The 16,684-nt window shown below is 76.4% G+C and carries 17 protein-coding genes; 12 read left to right on the top strand and 5 right to left on the bottom strand.

Annotation, left to right across the window (positions count from 1 at the left end; translation table 11 throughout):
* Nucleotides 1–100: 100 nt before the first annotated feature.
* Nucleotides 101–451 carry a holo-ACP synthase gene (locus ACFVN3_RS17510; RefSeq protein ID WP_378234219.1) on the top strand — a complete coding sequence of 117 codons (351 nt, stop codon included), beginning with the start codon at nt 101–103 and terminating at the stop codon, nt 449–451.
* 84 nt (nt 452–535) lie between these two features.
* Here ACFVN3_RS17510 and ACFVN3_RS17505 read toward each other — a convergent pair whose 3' ends face one another.
* Entirely contained in the window at nt 536–1,585 is a 1,050-nt protein-coding gene (locus ACFVN3_RS17505; protein ID WP_378234218.1) for a TIGR03560 family F420-dependent LLM class oxidoreductase, read from the bottom strand.
* Between the two features lie 110 nt (nt 1,586–1,695).
* Between ACFVN3_RS17505 and ACFVN3_RS17500 the strand changes: the two genes are divergently transcribed.
* Together ACFVN3_RS17500 and ACFVN3_RS17495 are read left to right on the top strand one after the other, a co-directional pair.
* The gene (locus tag ACFVN3_RS17500; protein WP_378234217.1) at nt 1,696–3,441 is read left to right on the top strand and encodes a bifunctional ADP-dependent NAD(P)H-hydrate dehydratase/NAD(P)H-hydrate epimerase; all 1,746 of its coding nucleotides are present in this window, start codon (nt 1,696–1,698) and stop codon (nt 3,439–3,441) included.
* Between the two features lie 102 nt (nt 3,442–3,543).
* Entirely contained in the window at nt 3,544–4,452 is a 909-nt protein-coding gene (locus ACFVN3_RS17495) for a pseudouridine synthase (RefSeq protein WP_378234216.1), read from the top strand.
* 49 nt (nt 4,453–4,501) lie between these two features.
* Here the strand turns inward: ACFVN3_RS17495 and ACFVN3_RS17490 are convergent, their stop codons facing one another.
* On the bottom strand, nt 4,502–5,347 hold the full coding sequence (locus tag ACFVN3_RS17490; RefSeq protein WP_378234215.1) for an MBL fold metallo-hydrolase: 846 nt from the start codon (nt 5,345–5,347) through the stop codon (nt 4,502–4,504).
* A 70-nt stretch (nt 5,348–5,417) separates the two neighbouring features.
* Between ACFVN3_RS17490 and ACFVN3_RS17485 the strand changes: the two genes are divergently transcribed.
* The 6 genes from ACFVN3_RS17485 to ACFVN3_RS17460 all read left to right on the top strand — a co-directional run bounded on the left by ACFVN3_RS17485 (nt 5,418) and on the right by ACFVN3_RS17460 (nt 10,737).
* Nucleotides 5,418–6,503, top strand: a complete 1,086-nt coding sequence (locus tag ACFVN3_RS17485; protein ID WP_378234214.1) for a GlxA family transcriptional regulator — start codon at nt 5,418–5,420, stop codon at nt 6,501–6,503.
* Nucleotides 6,504–6,517: 14 nt separating this feature from the next.
* Nucleotides 6,518–7,873: an alanine racemase gene (gene alr, locus ACFVN3_RS17480; protein WP_378234212.1), complete on the top strand. Its 1,356-nt coding sequence runs from the start codon at nt 6,518–6,520 to the stop codon at nt 7,871–7,873.
* Nucleotides 7,870–8,442 (top strand): tRNA (adenosine(37)-N6)-threonylcarbamoyltransferase complex ATPase subunit type 1 TsaE, encoded by a 573-nt coding sequence (gene tsaE / locus ACFVN3_RS17475; RefSeq protein ID WP_378234211.1) that lies wholly within the window; start codon nt 7,870–7,872, stop codon nt 8,440–8,442. Before alr ends, tsaE begins: the two co-directional genes overlap by 4 nt.
* Nucleotides 8,443–8,534: 92 nt before the next feature.
* Nucleotides 8,535–9,266 carry a tRNA (adenosine(37)-N6)-threonylcarbamoyltransferase complex dimerization subunit type 1 TsaB gene (gene tsaB, locus ACFVN3_RS17470; protein ID WP_378234209.1) on the top strand — a complete coding sequence of 244 codons (732 nt, stop codon included), beginning with the start codon at nt 8,535–8,537 and terminating at the stop codon, nt 9,264–9,266.
* Nucleotides 9,263–9,823 carry a ribosomal protein S18-alanine N-acetyltransferase gene (rimI, locus tag ACFVN3_RS17465; protein WP_378234208.1) on the top strand — a complete coding sequence of 187 codons (561 nt, stop codon included), beginning with the start codon at nt 9,263–9,265 and terminating at the stop codon, nt 9,821–9,823. The genes tsaB and rimI overlap by 4 nt, the downstream gene beginning before the upstream one ends.
* A 71-nt stretch (nt 9,824–9,894) precedes the next feature.
* On the top strand, nt 9,895–10,737 hold the full coding sequence (locus ACFVN3_RS17460; protein WP_378234222.1) for a sulfurtransferase: 843 nt from the start codon (nt 9,895–9,897) through the stop codon (nt 10,735–10,737).
* An 83-nt stretch (nt 10,738–10,820) separates the two neighbouring features.
* On the opposite strand, the gene ACFVN3_RS17455 is transcribed toward ACFVN3_RS17460, so the two are convergent.
* On the bottom strand, nt 10,821–11,441 hold the full coding sequence (locus ACFVN3_RS17455; protein ID WP_378234207.1) for a malonic semialdehyde reductase: 621 nt from the start codon (nt 11,439–11,441) through the stop codon (nt 10,821–10,823).
* Nucleotides 11,442–11,541: 100 nt separating this feature from the next.
* On the opposite strand from ACFVN3_RS17455, the gene tsaD reads away from it, so the two are divergent.
* On the top strand, nt 11,542–12,609 hold the full coding sequence (gene tsaD, locus ACFVN3_RS17450; protein WP_378234206.1) for a tRNA (adenosine(37)-N6)-threonylcarbamoyltransferase complex transferase subunit TsaD: 1,068 nt from the start codon (nt 11,542–11,544) through the stop codon (nt 12,607–12,609).
* Nucleotides 12,606–13,670, top strand: a complete 1,065-nt coding sequence (locus ACFVN3_RS17445; RefSeq protein WP_378234205.1) for a hypothetical protein — start codon at nt 12,606–12,608, stop codon at nt 13,668–13,670. Before tsaD ends, ACFVN3_RS17445 begins: the two co-directional genes overlap by 4 nt.
* A gap of 34 nt (nt 13,671–13,704) precedes the next feature.
* Here ACFVN3_RS17445 and ACFVN3_RS17440 read toward each other — a convergent pair whose 3' ends face one another.
* Nucleotides 13,705–14,862: a glutamate--cysteine ligase gene (locus tag ACFVN3_RS17440; protein ID WP_330932791.1), complete on the bottom strand. Its 1,158-nt coding sequence runs from the start codon at nt 14,860–14,862 to the stop codon at nt 13,705–13,707.
* The gene (locus ACFVN3_RS17435) at nt 14,859–16,136 is read right to left on the bottom strand and encodes an SAM-dependent methyltransferase (protein ID WP_378234203.1); all 1,278 of its coding nucleotides are present in this window, start codon (nt 16,134–16,136) and stop codon (nt 14,859–14,861) included. The genes ACFVN3_RS17440 and ACFVN3_RS17435 overlap by 4 nt, the downstream gene beginning before the upstream one ends.
* A 240-nt stretch (nt 16,137–16,376) precedes the next feature.
* On the opposite strand from ACFVN3_RS17435, the gene groES reads away from it, so the two are divergent.
* Nucleotides 16,377–16,673, top strand: coding sequence for a co-chaperone GroES (groES, locus tag ACFVN3_RS17430; RefSeq protein ID WP_047233053.1), 297 nt, complete (start codon nt 16,377–16,379; stop codon nt 16,671–16,673).
* Nucleotides 16,674–16,684 lie beyond the last annotated feature (11 nt).

Raw genomic sequence — 16,684 nt, 5'->3', positions numbered from 1 at the left:
GCATGTGCTTGTGGCCCGTCCGGACGTCCGGACGGGCCACAAGCACATGCTCGGCAGGGGGGAGGCGCATGCTCGGCCAGGCCGGTCATAGGGTGGGCGCATGATCAAGGGCGTGGGGATCGACGTCGTGGACGTCGCGCGGTTCATGGGGACCCTCGAGCGGACGCCCCGGTTGCGGGAGAAGCTGTTCACGGCCGCCGAGCGCGACCTGCCGCCCGCCTCGCTGGCCGCCCGGTTCGCCGCCAAGGAGGCCATCGCCAAGGCGCTCGGAGCCCCCGCGGGGATGCGGTGGCACGACGCGACGGTGCACCGCGTCGTCGGGGGCCCGCCGGAGGTCGAGATCACGGGCACGGTCGCGGCGCGCGCGGACGCGCTCGGCATCACCGCCTGGCACCTGAGCATCTCGCACGACGCCGGCATCGCCTCGGCCATGGTCGTCGCCGAGGGCTGACCGCCCGCCGCGTGCTGTGGGCATGAGAAGGGCCCGGTTCTCGGCGGAGAACCGGGCCCTTTTCATGCCCACAAGGTACGGCGGTCAGGCCTGGAGGGCGGGGATGACCTGGCGCTGGAAGAGCTCGAGCTGGTCGCGGTCGGTCGCGGCGAACGGGAAGTAGCCGACCGCGTAGCCGAGGCCCTGGTCGCGCAGGCCCGTGAGCGTCTCGACGATCTGCTCCGGGGTCCCGACCAGCGGGCCGTTCCGCCAGGACGCGACGTTGTCGTCCGCCTTCTCCGGGAACCAGCGCCGCGCGTGCTCCTCGATCCGGTCCAGCCGGTCGGTGACGTCCTGCTCGGTCTCGCCGATGACGACGTTGTAGTTGGCCGAGCGCGTGATCTCGCCGAAGTCGCGGCCGAGGTCGCGGCAGTGCTGCTCGAGCACGGCGGACTTGTGGGCGAAGCCCTCGGGCGAGCCGTCGAAGTTCGTGTACTGCGCGTGCCGGGCCGCGATACGCAGCGTCTTCTTCTCGCCGCCGCCCGCGATCCACAGGGGGATGCTCGGCCGGGCACCCTCGCCGTCCACGACGACCCGCTGGAGGGGCTGGGGGTAGCACAGCGCGCCGTCCACCTGGTAGCGCTGGCCCTCGAACGTGCCGGACGACCCCGTGCGCCACATGCGCGCCATAATCTCGACGCCCTCGTCGAGCGCGCGCAGGCGCTCGCCCGCGCTCGGGAACCCGTACCCGTACGCGCGCCACTCGTGCTCGTACCAGCCCGCGCCGATGCCCATCTCGAGCCGGCCGCCGGAGACGTGGTCGACGGTCGCGGCGACCTTCGCCAGGTACGTCGGGTCCCGGTACGCCATGCACGTGCACATCTGGCCGAGGCGCACGCGCTGCGACGCGGCCGCGAACGCGGCCATGAGCGTCCACGCCTCGTGCGTCGCCTCCGTGCTCGGGGTCGGGGTGGTGTGGAAGTGGTCGTAGACCCACACGCCGTCCCACGCGAACTCGCCGCCCGGCAGGGGCTCGCCCGCCGCGGCGTTGTCGGCGTAGTGCAGGAGGGAGAGCATCGTCTTCCAGTGGTCCTCGGGCGCGACGTCGACGAGGTCGTAGCGCCAGCCCTGGGGGATGAAGAGTCCGAATCGCATGGTCGTCACCCTATGCGGGGGCGTGCGGCGACCCGCCCTCCGGCGTCCGCCGTCTTACCCTGCGGCGTTCCGCGCAGGCGACCGGAGCACGGGGTCGGCAGGATGAGGTCATGATCGAAGCCTGGTCCGCGGCCGACGTGCGTGCCGCCGAGGAGCCCGTGCTCGCGGCGGGCGTCCCGCTCATGGAGCGCGCGTCGTTCGCGCTCGCGACGATCGTCGCGCGCGACCTCGCTCGACGGCGCTCGGTCGCGCTGCCCGACGGCGGTCGTCGGGACGGGCGCGTGACGGGGGCCCGGGCGGTCCTGCTCGTGGGGTCGGGCAACAACGGCGGGGACGCGCTCCACGCGGGCGCGTACCTGGCGCGCCGGGGCGTCGAGGTGCTGGCCGTCCTCACCGGCGAGCACGCGCACGCGGGCGGGCTCGCGGCGCTCCGGGACGCGGGCGGGCGCGTGGAGGTGCTGGTCGGCAGTCCCGACGACACGACGCGCGCCGACCGGCCGCACGACCACCTGGACCCGCACGTCGCCGACCGGGTCGCCGCGCAGGTCGCGCGCGCCGACGTCGTGCTGGACGGCCTCGTCGGCATCGGTGCCCGTGGACCGCTGCGCGGCGTCGTGGCGGACCTCGTGCGGCACGTCGCCGCGGTGCTCGACGGCGACGTGCGCGCGGGCGAGGAGCCCGGCGGCGACGGCGTGCCCGGGGCGGGCGGCGGGCGCTCGCCCGTGTCCGTGTCCGGGGCGCGTGGGCGCCCCTGGGTCGTCGGGGTCGACGCGCCGAGCGGGGTCGGCGTCGACGACGGCACGGTCCCCGGACCGGTGCTGCGGGCCGACCGCACGGTGACGTTCGGCGCGGCGAAGCCCGGGCTCCTCCTGCCGCCCGCGACGCACCTCGCCGGGCACGGCGCGGTCGTGGACGTCGGGCTGCGCCTGGGCGCTCCCGCCGCGGACGGTAGGGCGCCGAGGCCCGTCGTGCGGCGCCTCGAGCCCGCCGACGTCGCGGCTCGGTGGGTCGTGCCGGGGCCGACCGACCACAAGTACACGCGCGGCGTCGTCGGCGTCGTCGCGGGCACGCCGACCTTCCCGGGCGCCGCGGTGCTCGTCGCGAGCGCCGCGGTCCGCACCGGCCCGGGCATGGTCCGCTACCGCGGGCCCGACGACGTCACGCGCGCGGTCCTCGCGGCCCGGCCCGAGGTGGTGCCCGCCGCGGGCCGCGTGCAGTCCTGGGTGCTCGGGCCCGGCGTGCCGCCCGTCCCCGGACCGGACGACGACCCCGTGGACGACGGCGGCCAGCACGAGCGGGTCCGGTACGCGCTCGCGGCCGCGACGGGCGAGCTCGCCGCGGACGTCGCGGGGGAGCGGGTGCCCGTGGTGGTCGACGCCGGGGCGCTGTCCCTGCTGCCCGACCGCTGCCCGCCGTCGGTCGTGCTCACCCCGCACGCGGGGGAGCTCGCGACGTTGCTGCGGTCGCGCGGCGACGACGTGACGCGCGCCGACGTCGAGGCCGAGCCGCTGCGGTGGGCGCGGCGCGCGCACGAGGCCACCGGGGCGACGGTGCTGCTCAAGGGGTCGGCGACGGTCGTCGTCGGGCCGGAGGGCGCCTGGTCCCAGGCGGACGCGCCGGCCTGGCTCGCGACGGCGGGGGCGGGGGACGTGCTCGCAGGGATCCTCGGCGCCGTGCTGGCGGCGCACGCCGCGCGGGTCGTCCGGGAGCCGGGTCTGGCCGCGGAGCTCGCTGCCGCGGCCGCCGTCGTGCACGGCCTCGCGGCGGAGCGGGCGAACCCGGGCGGCCCGGTCGCGGCGCTGGACGTCGCCGACGCGATCCCCGCCGTCGTCGCCGAGCTCCTCGCGGCGCGCTGAGCGACGGGGGCCTCCCGGCCCCGACCTGTCAGCACCCCGCACGTCCCGGTAGCCGTACGCGGCTGGCAGGTCCGGGCGGGGTGCGCCGGTACCGTGGAGGGCGTGGTCCCCCTTCCCGTGCGCGACGGTCTCAACCCGACGCGCCTCGTGCTGCCGCACGACGCCGAGAGCGTCGCGCGGTACACGCGGACGCTCGACTACGTGCGCCACCGCTTCCCGGACGACGCCGCGCGCCTGGCGGAGAAGGTCGCGGCGGGCGAGGTCGTCGACGGGCGCGGGCGGCCGGTCGACGCGAGCACGCCGTACGAGCCGCGCGGCTTCGTGTTCCTCTACCGCGACCCGCCGGTGGAGCCCGACGTGCCGTTCGAGGTCCGCGTGCTGCACCGCGACCGGGACCTGCTCGTCGTCGACAAGCCGCACTTCCTCGCGACGATCCCGCGGGGGTCGTACGTGGCGCGCTCGGTGCTCGTGCGGCTGCGCCGCGACCTCGACCTGCCCGACCTCAGCCCCGCGCACCGCCTCGACCGCGTGACCGCCGGCGTGCTGCTGCTCACGCTGCGCCCGCAGGTGCGCGGCGCGTACCAGGAGCTCTTCGCGCGGCGCGAGGTGCGCAAGTCGTACGAGGCGATCGCGCCGTGGGACCCGACGCTGGGCCTGCCCGCGACCGTGCGCAGCCGCATCGTCAAGCGCCGGGGCGTCATGCGCGCCGAGGAGGTCGACGGCGAGCCCAACGCGGAGAGCCGCGTCGACGTGATCGAGGCCGACGCCGCGCGCGGGCTCGCGCGGTACCGGCTGGAGCCGCACAGCGGCAAGACGCACCAGCTCCGGCTGCACATGGCGCGCCTCGGGGTGCCGATCGTGCACGACAACTTCTACCCCGAGCCGTACGACGTCGCGCCGGACGACTACTCCCGGCCGCTCCAGCTCGTCTCGCGCTCGCTCGCGTTCGTCGACCCGCTCACCGGGCGCGAGCGCCGCTTCGAGACGGACCGGACGCTCGGCGCCTGGTGAGGGCGGGCAGGAGCGCGACCGTCCGGGACGAGCCCCGGCCCGCCGCCGGTCACACCACCAGGGGCACGCCCGGCGTCGGGACGCGCAGGACGTCGGCCAGCCCGGCGTCCGCGAACGCCTGCTCGACGTCGGCGACCGACTCGCTGAAGTGCGCCCACCCCTCGGCGTGCACCGGGACGACGACGCGCGCCCGCAGGAGCCGCGCGACCTCGGCCACCCCCGCGCCGCCGAGCGTGAGCGCCGCCCCGTCGAGGATCGTGGGGACGCGCGCGGCGCCGGCGTGGACGATCGCGACGTCGACGGGCCCGACGCGGTCGGGCACGTCGGCGACGAGCTCCGGGGCGGCGTTGTCCCCGGAAAGGTAGACGCGGGGGAGCCCGTCGCCGTCGAGGACGAACCCGGTGACGTCGCCGAGCACACGCTCCGCGCCCTCCGGCCCGTGGCGCGCGGGGACGCCGGTCACGCGCAGGGCGCCGCCGTCGGGCCGGGGCAGCACGGTCGCCTCCCAGGGAGCGAGCCCGACGACGCCGGGGACGTCGGGAGCGAGCCGCGCCGCGCCCGCGGGGGTCGTGAGGACGTGCGGGACGTCGGGCAGGAGCGCCCGCCCGCTGAGGTCGAGGTTGTCGACGTGCTGGTCGTGCGAGACGAGCGCGACGTCGGGCCGGCCGAGCGCGTCGGGGCCGACGGCCGGACCGCGCAGGCGCGTGCTCGTGCCGCCGCCCGGGCGCGGGTAGTCGCGGGGCGCGTCGAACCCGGGGTCGGAGACGATCGTCAGCCCGCCGAGGCGGAGCAGGAGTGCCGGCCCGCCGACGTGGAGCAGGGTGAGCCCGCTGCCGTCGGGCGTCGTGCGCGCGGTCTCGTCGGGCCGGGGGAGGGGGTGCGGTGCGGTGGTCATGGGTCGAGCCTGGCGTGCGGGTCCGTGACGCGACAGTGGCCCGCAGGACGATGATCGGTAGGATCAGGCCATGACCGCCCTGGCCGCCTCCGCCGCCCTCGTGGAGACCCCGCGGGGCCGCGTGCCCGCCCGCGAGTCCTCCGGACGACCCGAGCGGGTCGCGGTCGTGGCGTTCGACGGCATCAGCCCGTTCCACCTCGCCGTCCCCAGCCTCGTCCTGGGCTCCGACGCCCTCGCCGGGGGTGCGGGACCCGCGTACGACGTCGTGGTGTGCGCGCCGACGCCCGGGCGCCTCGCGACGTCGGCCGGCTTCGCGCTCCACGTCGACCACGGGCTCGAGGCGATCGAGGACGCGGCGACCGTCGTGCTGCCGAGCTGGGACCCCGACGTCGACCCGCCGCCGGATCTCCTGGCCGCGGTGCGGGCCGCGCACGCGCGGGGCGCGCGCGTCGTCGGGCTGTGCCTGGGCGCGTTCCTCGTGGCGGCGAGCGGTGTGGCGGACGGGCGGGAGGTCGTGACGCACTGGCGCGCGGCCGAGCGGCTCGGCCGGGACCACCCGGCCGTCGCGGTCCGCAGCGACGTCCTGTGGGTGGACCACGGGGACGTCGTCACGTCGGCCGGGACCGCGGCCGCGCTCGACTGCTGCCTGCACCTCGTGCGGCAGGACCACGGCGCGCGGGTCGCGGCGCGGGTCGCGCGGGCGCTCGTGCTCGCGCCCCACCGCACGGGCGGGCAGGCGCAGTTCGTCCCCGCCCCGGTGCCGCCGCAGGACACGGCCGACCCGGTCGAGCTCGCGATGGTCTGGGCGCGCGCGCACCTCGACGAGCCGATCTCGCTCGACGCGTGGGCGCGCGCGGCCGGGACGTCGCGGCGCACGTTCACCCGCCGGTTCGCCGCGCGCACCGGGCTCAGCCCGGTGCGGTGGCTGCTCGACCAGCGCGTCGACCGGGCGCGCGAGCTCCTCGAGACGACCGACCTCGCCGTGGACCGGGTCGCGGACGCGGCGGGCCTCGGCTCCGCGGAGTCGCTGCGCCACCACTTCCGGGCGCGGCTGGGGACCAGCCCGTCGAGGTACCGGGTCGAGTTCGGCGGCACCCCGACGGACCGCCAGGACGACCGCGACCCGGCGCGCCCGCTCGCCGGGCGACGACGGTGAGAGAATCGTCCACCGTGAGCGACACCCAGCGCACGACCCCGGCCGGCACACCCGCCGGCGCCCCCGGCCCCGCCGCGCCCCCGGCCCCCGCGGACCCCGCCCTCGACTACCCGGCCCGCGCCGTCGTCGACCTGGCCGCGATCCGCGACAACGTCCGCGCCCTGGCGGGCTGCGCGCCGTCGGCCCAGGTGATGGCGGTCGTCAAGGCCGACGCCTACGGGCACGGCCTCGTGGCGAGCGCGCTGGGGGCGCTCGCGGGCGGTGCGACGTGGCTCGGGACCGCGCAGCCGAGCGAGGCGCTCGCGCTGCGCGCCGCCGGGATCGGGGTGGACCGCGCTCGCGTCCTCACGTGGCTCTACCCGCCCGGCGCCCCGCTGCGCGCGCTCGTCGAGGCCGACGTCGACGTGTCGCTCGCCACGCGCTGGGCGGTCGACGAGGTCGTCTCCGCGGCCCGGGCCGCGGGCCGGACCGCGCGCGTGCACCTCGCGGTCGACACGGGTCTGGGGCGCAACGGGATCATGCCCGCCGACCTGCCCGACGTGCTCGACGCCGTCGCGCGCGCCCAGGCCGAGGGAGCCGTCCAGGCCGTCGGCCTGTGGTCGCACCTCGCGTTCGCCGACGAGCCCGGGCACCCGAGCGTCGTCGCGCAGGCCGACGTGCTCGACGAGGCCGTCCGCCTCGCCGAGCGCGCGGGCGTCGTGCCCGAGCTGCGCCACCTCGCGAACTCGGCCGCGACGCTCACCGCCCCGCGCACGCACTACGACCTCGTCCGACCCGGCCTCGCGGTGTGGGGCATGACGCCCGTGCCGCAGCTCGGGCCGCCGTCGCGGTACGGGCTGCGCCCCGCGATGACGCTCGAGGCGCGCCTCGCCACGGTCAAGCGCGTGCCCGGAGGGCACGGCGTCTCCTACTCGCACCACTACACGACCCCGCAGGACACGACGCTCGGCGTCGTCCCGCTCGGGTACGGCGACGGGATCCCGCGGCACGGCTCGGGCGGCGGGCCCGCGGGGGCTCCCGGCGGCCCGGTGCTCGTCGGTGCGCGGCCCGGTGACGGCGGTCGGGTCCTGCGCGTCGCGGGACGGGTGTGCATGGACCAGCTCGTGCTCGACCTCGGCCCGGACGCGGCCGAGCGCGCGGGCGACGTCGTCACGCTGTTCGGCGCGGGCGACGGGGTCGAGCACGACGGCGTCCCCACCGCCGAGGACTGGGCCCGGGCTGCCGGGACCATCAGCTACGAGATCACGACGCGCCTCGGCGCGCGCGTGCCGCGCGAGCACGTGGGGACCCACGTGCTCGACGACGGCGCGCGGGCGCTGCTCGCGCGCGACCCGAGCAGGCAGAGCACGGAAAGGACGGTCCGCGCATGAGCGACGACCCGACCCCCTCGACCCCCGCCGACGTGGCCGACGCGCACGGCGTCGTCGTGCTGCCCGACGCCGACGCGACCCGCGCGTTCGGCCGCGCCCTCGCGGGGCTGCTGCGCGCAGGCGACCTCGTGATCCTGACGGGCGACCTCGGCGCGGGGAAGACGACGCTCACGCAGGGCATCGGCGCCGGTCTCGGCGTGCGCGGCCAGGTCGCGTCGCCGACGTTCATCGTCGCGCGCGAGCACCCGTCGCTCGTGGGCGGGCCGGCGCTCGTGCACGTGGACGCGTACCGCCTCGGCTCGCTCGACGAGGTCGACGCGCTCGACCTCGACTCGAGCCTGGAGGAGTCGGTGACCGTCGTCGAGTGGGGCAGCGGGCTCGTCGAGGCGCTCGCGGGCGACCGGCTCGAGCTCGTGCTCGAGCGTCCGCGCGGCGAGGCGACCGCGGTCGTGCCCGGCGGTGCGGCGGACGAGGAGGACGCACCCGAGGCGGGCGCGCGCCGGGTGACCGTGCGCGGTGTCGGCCCCCGCTGGGCCGACCTCGACGTCGCCGCGCTGACCTCTCGGTAGCCCTCGAGGTCCGTCGGGTCCGAGGCACTCCACCCGGTGGAGCACCTCGTCCGTGGAGGAATACCCCACGATCTCGGCCGTAGGCTGGGGCCGTGGCAGTTCTCGCGCTCGACACCTCCGCCTCCGTCACCGTCGCCGTCGTCTCCGACGACGGCGCCCGTCTCGCCCGCCGCGACGCGCCCGAGCGTCGCCGGCACGCCGAGGCGCTCGCCCCGCTCGTGGAGGAGGCGCTCGCCGAGGCCGGGGTCGACCGGCGCGACCTCACCGCCGTCGCCGTCGGCACGGGCCCCGCACCGTTCACGGGCCTGCGGGTCGGGCTCGTCACGGCGCGGGCCCTGGGCTTCGCGCTCGGCATCCCGGTGCTCGGCGTCCCGAGCCTCGACGCGATCGCCGCCCAGGCCGTGAGCGACCTCGGTCTGGAGCCCGACGACGAGCTGCTCGTGGCGACCGACGCGCGCCGCCGCGAGGTGTACTGGGCCCGCTACCGCGTCGTCGCGCACGAGGGCCCGCACGCGGTGCCGGTGCTGGAGACCGTCGCGGGTCCCGACGTCGGTCCGGCGGCCGCGGTCGCCGAGCACGCCGCGGGCGCCGTCGTGGTGGGGGAGGGCGGGGAGCTCTACCCGGACGCCCTCGACGGCGCCGACGACGCGCCGCTGGTCCCGGACGCCGCCGTCCTCGCGCGGCTCGCGATCGCGCGCCGGGCCGAGGGGACCGACCAGCCGACCGAGCCGCTGTACCTGCGTCGACCGGACGTCCACGAGGCCGCCGCACGCAAGCGCGTGAGCGACACCGCGCCCGCCCCGGCGCCCGAGGGGTCCCGATGAGCGCGCGCCGCTACGAGATCCGGCTGCGCCCGCTCAAGGCGGCCGACCTCGACCGCGTCGTCGAGCTCGAGCGCGAGCTGTTCGGACGCGGCGCCTGGACGTACGGGATGCTCGCGGACGAGCTCGCGGGCCTCGGCCGCTGGTACGTCGCCGCGGAGCCCGTGCGGCTCTACGCCGCGGGCCCGCAGCCCGTCGTCGGCTACGCGGGCCTGTGGTTCGACGGCGACGTCACGCAGGTCATGACCCTCGGGGTCGACCCCGCGTTCCAGCACCAGGGTGTGGGCTCCACGCTCCTGGAGGCGCTGATCGCGCGTTCCCGCGACCTGGGCGCGAGCGCGGTGCTGCTCGAGGTGCGGGTCGACAACGACCCGGCGCTCGCGCTCTACGCGAAGTACGGGTTCGAGCAGCTCGGCATCCGCAAGCGCTACTACCAGCCCGAGGACGTGGACGCCTACACGATGCGGCTCGAGCTCGGCGCGACCGGCGCGACCGGCGCGCCCGGCGGGCCCGACGCTCCGGACTACGGCACGGCGCCCGACACCGGCGTCCTCGCGTGAGCGCGCCCGTGCCGGAGGGCCTTCGCACCGGCACGGTCGGGCCCGGGTCCGACGCCGCGCGTCGAGACCGGGTGCTCGTCGCCGCGCCCGACCTGGCGGAGGCGCTCGCGGGCGACCGCTCGCCCGTCGTGCTCGACGTGCGCTGGGCGCTCGGCGTCACCGACGGGCGCGAGCAGCACCACGCGGGACACGTCCCGGGCGCGGTCTACGTCGATCTCGAGACCGAGCTCGCGGCGCCGCCGTCGGCCGCCGCGGGGCGGCACCCGCTCCCCGCCGCTGCCGACCTCCAGGCCGCGGCGCGGCGCTGGGGCGTGCGCGCGGACCGACCGGTCGTCGTCTACGACGCCGTGGGGGGCACGTCCGCCGCGCGCGCCTGGTGGCTGCTGCGCTGGGCGGGGCATGACGACGTGCGGATCCTCGACGGCGGGCTCGCCGCCTGGCAGGCGGCCGGGCACGCGCTCGACGAGGGCGACGTGCGGCCCGAGCCGGGCGACGTCGTCGTCACGCCGGGCGGGATGCCCGTGCTCGACGCCGACGGTGCCGCCGACCTCGCGACGTCGGGCGTGCTCCTCGACGCGCGGGCGGGCGAGCGCTACCGGGGCGAGGTCGAGCCGGTCGACCCGCGCGCGGGCCACGTCCCCGGCGCGGTGAGCGCGCCGACGACGGACAACCTCGCCGCCGACGGGACGTTCCTGGGCGCGGTCTCGCTGCGCGCGCGGTTCGCGGCGCTGGGCGTGGTGGGACCCGAGGAGGAGCAGGACGGCGCGGGTCGCGCCGTGGGGGTCTACTGCGGTTCGGGCGTGACCGCGGCGCACGAGGTCGCGGCGCTCGCGACGCTCGGCGTCGAGGCGGCGCTCTACGCCGGCTCCTGGTCGCAGTGGTCGAACGACCCGGCGCGCCCCGCGGCGACCTGACCTGACCGCGCCCGGACGCCGCGAGGCGGCACCCCGGTGGGGCGCCGCCTCGGCGGACGTGCGGTGCGGCGCTGCCGCGGGTGTCAGACGGTCTCGATGGCCTGCTCGGGTGCCAGGCGCGGGGAGCGGGGGTACGGCGTGCCGACGCCGTCGGCCACGCCGACGTTGATGACGAGCATCGACTTCCAGCCGCTGTCGGCGAAGAACTCGGCGTCGATCGCGGCGCGGTCCATGCCGTTCATCGGGCCCGCGGCGAGGCCGGCGGCGCGCAGGCCGACGACGAGGTAGCCCGCCTGGATGTGGGCGTTGTCGCGCGCCATGCCGTCGCGGACCTCGGGGACGCCGTCGAGGTTCTCGCGGACGCCGGGGGCGTGCGGGAAGAGCGTGTCGAGGTGCTGGTGGAACGCGGGGTCGTACGCGACGACGAGCGACAGCGGCGCGTTCGCGACGCGCTCCTTGTTGCCGTCGTTCATGTGCGCGACCAGGCGCTCGCGGGCCTCGGGCGTGCGCACCGCGAGGATGCGCAGCGGGACGGTGTTCATGGCCGTCGGGCCCCACTTGACGAGGTCGTAGACCGCGGCGAGCTGCTCGTCGGTCACCTCGGCGTCGGTGAACTGCGCGGTGGTGCGCGCCTCGCGGAAGAGGCGGTCGGCCGTGGTGTCGTCGATCTGCAGGCTCGCGGGGGCGAGGGTGTCGGTGCTCATGCCCGGACCAACGGTTGAGAGTTGAACCATCTTCCCGGCAGACGGTGTGACGTGTGCGACACGGCACGGACGGAGCCCGCGCGCGACTACCCTGGACGCCATGGTTCCCTCTGCGTCCACGAGCTCCGGCGAGCCCCTGGTGCTCGGCATCGAGACGTCCTGCGACGAGACCGGCGTCGCGCTGGTCCGGGGCCGCGAGCTGCTCGTCGACACGGTCGCGAGCTCGATGGACGAGCACGCGCGCTACGGCGGCATCATCCCCGAGGTCGCGTCCCGCGCCCACCTCGAGGCGATGATCCCCACGATCGAGCGCACGCTCGGCACGGCCGACGTCGACCTGTCCGAGGTCGACGCGATCGCCGTCACCGCCGGACCGGGTCTCGTCGGCCCGCTGACGATCGGCGCGTCGGCCGCCAAGGCCCTCGCACTCGCGCTCGGCAAGCCGCTCTACGGCGTCAACCACGTCATCGGCCACGCGGCCGTGGACGAGCTCGTGCACGGCGCGTTCCCGGAGCGCGTCATGGCGCTCGTCGTGTCCGGCGGGCACAGCTCGCTCCTCCTGGTCGACGACGTCGCGACGTCCGTCACCGAGCTCGGCTCGACGCTCGACGACGCGGCGGGCGAGGCGTTCGACAAGGTCGGGCGCCTGCTCGGCCTGCCCTACCCCGGCGGCCCGCACATCGACCGCCTCGCGCGCGAGGGCGACCCCACGGCGATCCGCTTCCCGCGCGGCCTCACCGCGCGCAAGGACCAGGAGAAGCACGCGTACGACTTCTCGTTCTCCGGCCTCAAGACGGCCGTCGCGCGCTGGGTCGAGGCCCGGCAGGACGCGGGGGAGGAGATCCCCGTGCACGACGTCGCGGCCTCCTTCGCGGAGTCCGTCGCCGACGTGCTCACCGCCAAGACCATCGCGGCGTGCGAGCGGCACGGCGTGTCGACGCTCGTCGTCGGCGGCGGGTTCAGCGCGAACTCGCAGCTGCGCGACATGGCCGCGAAGCGCTGCGCGGAGGCGGGCATCGAGCTGCGCATCCCGCCGATCCGCTACTGCACCGACAACGGCGCGATGATCGCCGCGCTCGGGTCCGCCGTCGTGCGGGCCGGCGTGGCGCCGTCGAGCCTCGACATCGGCGTGGACTCCTCGATGCCGCTGACCGTGACCCACGTGTGACCCCGGAGCCCGGTCTCACGCCCGACGAGGCGCTGCGGCGCGCCCACGCCTGGGCGCGAGCGGCAGCCTCGACGGCGCCCGGGCCCGGGCGCGCCCAGGCCGAGCACGCCGCGGCGTACTGGACGGCGCAGCACCGGGCGCTCCTCGTGCCCGTGCCCGCGTACGGGTCCGCCCCGGCGCCCGGGGGAGCGCCGCGCGGCCTCTCCTCCGGGGTGGCCGACGCCCCTGCCTCCGGGGATCCGGCCGCGACGGCCCCCGCGTACGGGGCGTCGACCGTCTCGTGGGAGGTGCCGCGCCGCCGTCGGGGTCGTGCCGGTCGGGTCGTGATGTTCGTCCTCGTGCTCGTGGTGTCGGTCGTCGCCTACCTCGTCAGCTCCCTCGGCGGGGCGCAGGGCGACGGCGCGGTCCTGCCCACCGAGCAGGACGGGGCGGTGCCGCCCCCCACCGTGTGGGAGGACCAGAGCCCCGACGCGACCGCGTCGGCCACGGGCGTGGAGACCGCCTGGAAGGCCGGCGAGTACGCCGAGCCGCTGCCCGACCCCGTGCCGGGAGCGACGCAGTCGACGCCCTTCCTGCCCGAGCACCCCGACCCCACGGCGTGGCTGCTCGCCCTCAACCCCGCCAACGAGGGCGTGCAGGTCGTGTTCACCGACGACCCGACGCTCAACTGCGGCATGGAGCACGTCGCGGAGCACGACGCGTACGCGACGGGCTCGGCGGGCTGCTTCCAGCCCTCCCACCCGACCGTGCTGTTCGTGTGGTGGGGCGAGGACTCCGACCCGGCCACCAAGCAGGTGCTCCTCGCGCACGAGCTGTCGCACATGCTCCAGTGGTGGCACGAGTTCGACCTGATGCAGTCCGCCGTCGACTCGGGGCTCGCGGAGGACGAGGAGTGGCAGCACGCGGTCGAGACCGACGCGACGTGCCGCGTCCTGTCGTGGGGCGGCTACTCGGAGGCGGCAGCCGACCGCACGTCGTCGCCCTGCGACACCGACGACTGGTCGCCTACGTGGCTCGCCGACCGGGCCACCGACCTCGGGGTGGCCCTGCGCGACTACTGACCGTCGCGCGGGACGGCGGGTCGGTGCCCCAGGGTCAGAGCGGGCGGCCCGCCCGCATCTCCGCGACGAGCGAGCGCACGACGGCGTCCAGCTCGCCCCCGTTGCGGCGCGCGACGGCGCGCTGGCGCTGGTAGGACGCGCCGCGCCGCACGATCGTGCGCACCCCGTCGAGCTCGTCCAGGCACCCGAGGCGCGCGGCGACGGGCTCGAGCTCGACGAGCAGGCGACCGACGGCGTCGGTCACGAGCTCCTCGTTGCCCTCCCGGTCGAGGATGATGATCGCGTCCATGCCGTAGCGCGCGGAGCGCCACTTGTTCTCCTGCGCGAACCACGGCGGGATGCTCGGGAGCTCACGGCCCTCGTCGAGCAGGGTCGAGAAGTGCTCGACCAGGCAGTGCGTGAGCGCGGCGAGCGCGAGCAGCTCGGAGATGTTCGTCACGCCGTCGCAGATGCGCGTCTCGAGCGTGCCGAACTGCGGCGCGGGGCGCAGGTCCCAGCGGATCTCGTCGAACGCGTCGATGACGCCGGTGTGCAGCATGTCCGCGACGTAGCCCTCGAGCTCCTCCCAGGTCGCGAACTGGAACGGCAGGCCGGCGGTGGGGAGCTGCTGGAACATGAGCGCGCGGTTCGACGCGTACCCGGTGTCCTTGCCGCCCCAGAACGGCGAGCTGGCCGAGAGCGACTGGAGGTGTGCGAACGTCGTGAGCATCGCGCGCTGGATCGGGAGCACCTTGGCGCGGTCCTCGATGCCGACGTGCACGTGCACGCCGTAGATGAGCATCTGCCGCCCCCACCACTGCGTGCGGTCGATGAGGGTGTTGTAGCGCTGCTTGTCGGTGACCTTCTGCTGCGCCCAGCGCGCGAACGGGTGCGTGCCCGCGCTCATGAGCTCGACGCGCAGCGGGTCGGTCACGGCCCGGAGCTCCTCGATCGACCGCTCGAGGTCGCGTCCCGCCTCGCCGACCGTGCGGCACACGCCGCTCACGACCTCGACCGTGTTGAGCAGCAGCTCCTGCTTGATGGACGGGTGCGTGCCCCCGCCCTCCGGGCGCACGGCGTCGAGGACCGTCTGGGCGACCTGGCGCAGGTCGCCCGAGTCGGCGTCGACGAGCGCGAGCTCCCACTCGAGCCCGACGGTCGAGCGCTCCGACCGCGCGAACGGGATCGCGGTGCGACGAGGCAGGGCGCTCACAGCGGGCCGTCCTGCGGGGCACCGGTCGAGGGAGCCGCGAGCGGCTCGACGACCAGCACCTGCTGGGACCCGCCCACGCGCGTCAGGACGATCGTGGCGGTCGCGTCGCCCGTGAGGGCGAGCTGGCGGCGGAGCTGCTCCGGGGTGACGGCGGTGCCCCGCTTCTTGATCGTCAGGCGCCCCACGCCGCGCTCGCGCAGGTAGGAGCGCAGGCGCTTGAGGCCGAACGGCATGGTGTCGAGCACGCGGTACCCGCGCGCGAGCCCGTCGGCGAGCCCCGTCGCGTCGAGCGGGGCGGGGGAGTCGGTCGTCACGTACGCGATGGTCCGGTCGAGCAGCCGCCCGCCGAGCCCGCGCGCCGCGTGGGCGACGAGCCCCGCACGGATGACCGCGCCGTCGGGCTCGTAGAGGTACTGCCCGACGCCGCCCACGTCGGGCACGACGTCCTCGTCGCCGGGGCGGTGGGCGATCCGGCGCGTCGTGGTGCGTTCGGTCCCGTCCGGGCCGGTCCACGTCGTGAGGACGAGCGCGGAGCGGCCGGGCCCCTCGGGCGCGAGCGGGCCGAACCAGAGGCCTGCCTCCACGACGTCGCCGTCGACCGAGACCCACTCGGTCTCGGCGTCCTCGGGCAGGCCGTCGTGCGGGATCCCGGGGCCGACCTTGATGCCGACCGCGGGGACCCGCTCGCGCAGCGCCCACACCGCGTCGAGCGGCGGGGCGTAGGCCTTCGGGTCGAACACGCGCTTGCCGCCCCGTGTCCGTCGGGCGGGGTCGGCGTACACGCCCTCGACCCGCTCGCCCTCGAGGTCCAGCGCGAGGCCGTCGCCGTGGCGGACCTCGGCCTCGGGGAAGTGGCGCAGGTTCACGGTGGCGATCGCCGCGGTGAGCTCGTCGACGTCGGTCGCGAGGACCTCGAGCTCCGCCGCCGCGAAGGCGAGCGCGTCGACGCCGATCCCGCTCGTGAGGTCGGCGAGGCGCCGGATGCCCGCGTCCTGGTACCTCCGCGCGTGCAGGCCGGCGACGACGAGGCGGCTCGCCTGCTCGAGTCCCGCCTGGGTGAAGAGCATGCCGTCGGCGAACGCGCCGAGCTTGCCGCGGGCGGCCGCGCGCAGCCGCGACTGCGTGAGCGCCGCGGCGGCCAGGTCCGGGTCGACGCCCTTCGCGCGCAGCCCCGCCGAGAGCACCAGCGCCTGCTGCTCGTCGTACGGCGGGAGCGCGCCGAGCAGCGCCCAGCCCTCGGGGCTGAGCAGCTTGGTCAGCGTGGCGGCGTCCATGGCGTCGATCCTTCCACGGGGGGCGGGGACCACGCGCAGCCGGGACCCGGATCGTCCCGAGGGGCGGACGTTGGCACTCGCCTTGACCGAGTGCTAACGGCGACCTAGATTTGAGGGCGTGCCGCCACCGCTCGCGGAGGCGGCACCACGTGCGACCAGGCTGTCCGGCACCCGCGACGACGGCCAGCCGGTGCGCTCGACCCATCCGTTGCAGTTCTCATGCGAAAGGGGAGGTCCGACGTGTCGGTCCCCATCAAGCCGCTCGAGGACCGGATCGTCGTGAAGGCCCTCGAGGCCGAGACCACGACCGCATCCGGCCTGGTCATCCCGGACACCGCCAAGGAGAAGCCCCAGGAGGGCGAGGTCCTGGCCGTCGGTCCGGGCCGTGTCGACGACAACGGCAACCGCGTCCCGCTCGACGTGACCGTCGGCGACAAGGTCATCTACAGCAAGTACGGCGGCACCGAGGTCAAGTACGGCGGCGTGGACTACCTGGTCCTGTCCGCGCGCGACATCCTCGCCGTGGTGGTCGGCTGACGCCGACCTCG

It is taken from the genome of Cellulosimicrobium sp. NPDC057862, from assembly GCF_042797035.1.
Taxonomy (GTDB): domain Bacteria; phylum Actinomycetota; class Actinomycetes; order Actinomycetales; family Cellulomonadaceae; genus Cellulosimicrobium.
The sequence above is the reverse complement of the archived record's forward strand: the minus strand, read 5'-3'. Positions and strand labels throughout refer to the sequence as shown.

Bases quoted from the DNA above. Each gene is read 5' to 3' on its own strand.
- ACFVN3_RS17485 (WP_378234214.1), top strand. From the start codon at position 5,418: ATGACCGCCCTGGCCGCCTCCGCCGCCCTCGTGGAGACCCCGCGGGGC.
- rimI (WP_378234208.1), top strand. From the start codon at position 9,263: ATGAGCGCGCGCCGCTACGAGATCCGGCTGCGCCCGCTCAAGGCGGCC.
- ACFVN3_RS17510 (WP_378234219.1), top strand. From the start codon at position 101: ATGATCAAGGGCGTGGGGATCGACGTCGTGGACGTCGCGCGGTTCATG.
- ACFVN3_RS17455 (WP_378234207.1), bottom strand. From the start codon at position 11,441: ATGAGCACCGACACCCTCGCCCCCGCGAGCCTGCAGATCGACGACACC.
- tsaE (WP_378234211.1), top strand. From the start codon at position 7,870: ATGAGCGACGACCCGACCCCCTCGACCCCCGCCGACGTGGCCGACGCG.
- ACFVN3_RS17490 (WP_378234215.1), bottom strand. From the start codon at position 5,347: ATGACCACCGCACCGCACCCCCTCCCCCGGCCCGACGAGACCGCGCGC.
- ACFVN3_RS17435 (WP_378234203.1), bottom strand. From the start codon at position 16,136: ATGGACGCCGCCACGCTGACCAAGCTGCTCAGCCCCGAGGGCTGGGCG.
- tsaD (WP_378234206.1), top strand. From the start codon at position 11,542: ATGGTTCCCTCTGCGTCCACGAGCTCCGGCGAGCCCCTGGTGCTCGGC.
- ACFVN3_RS17500 (WP_378234217.1), top strand. From the start codon at position 1,696: ATGATCGAAGCCTGGTCCGCGGCCGACGTGCGTGCCGCCGAGGAGCCC.
- ACFVN3_RS17505 (WP_378234218.1), bottom strand. From the start codon at position 1,585: ATGCGATTCGGACTCTTCATCCCCCAGGGCTGGCGCTACGACCTCGTC.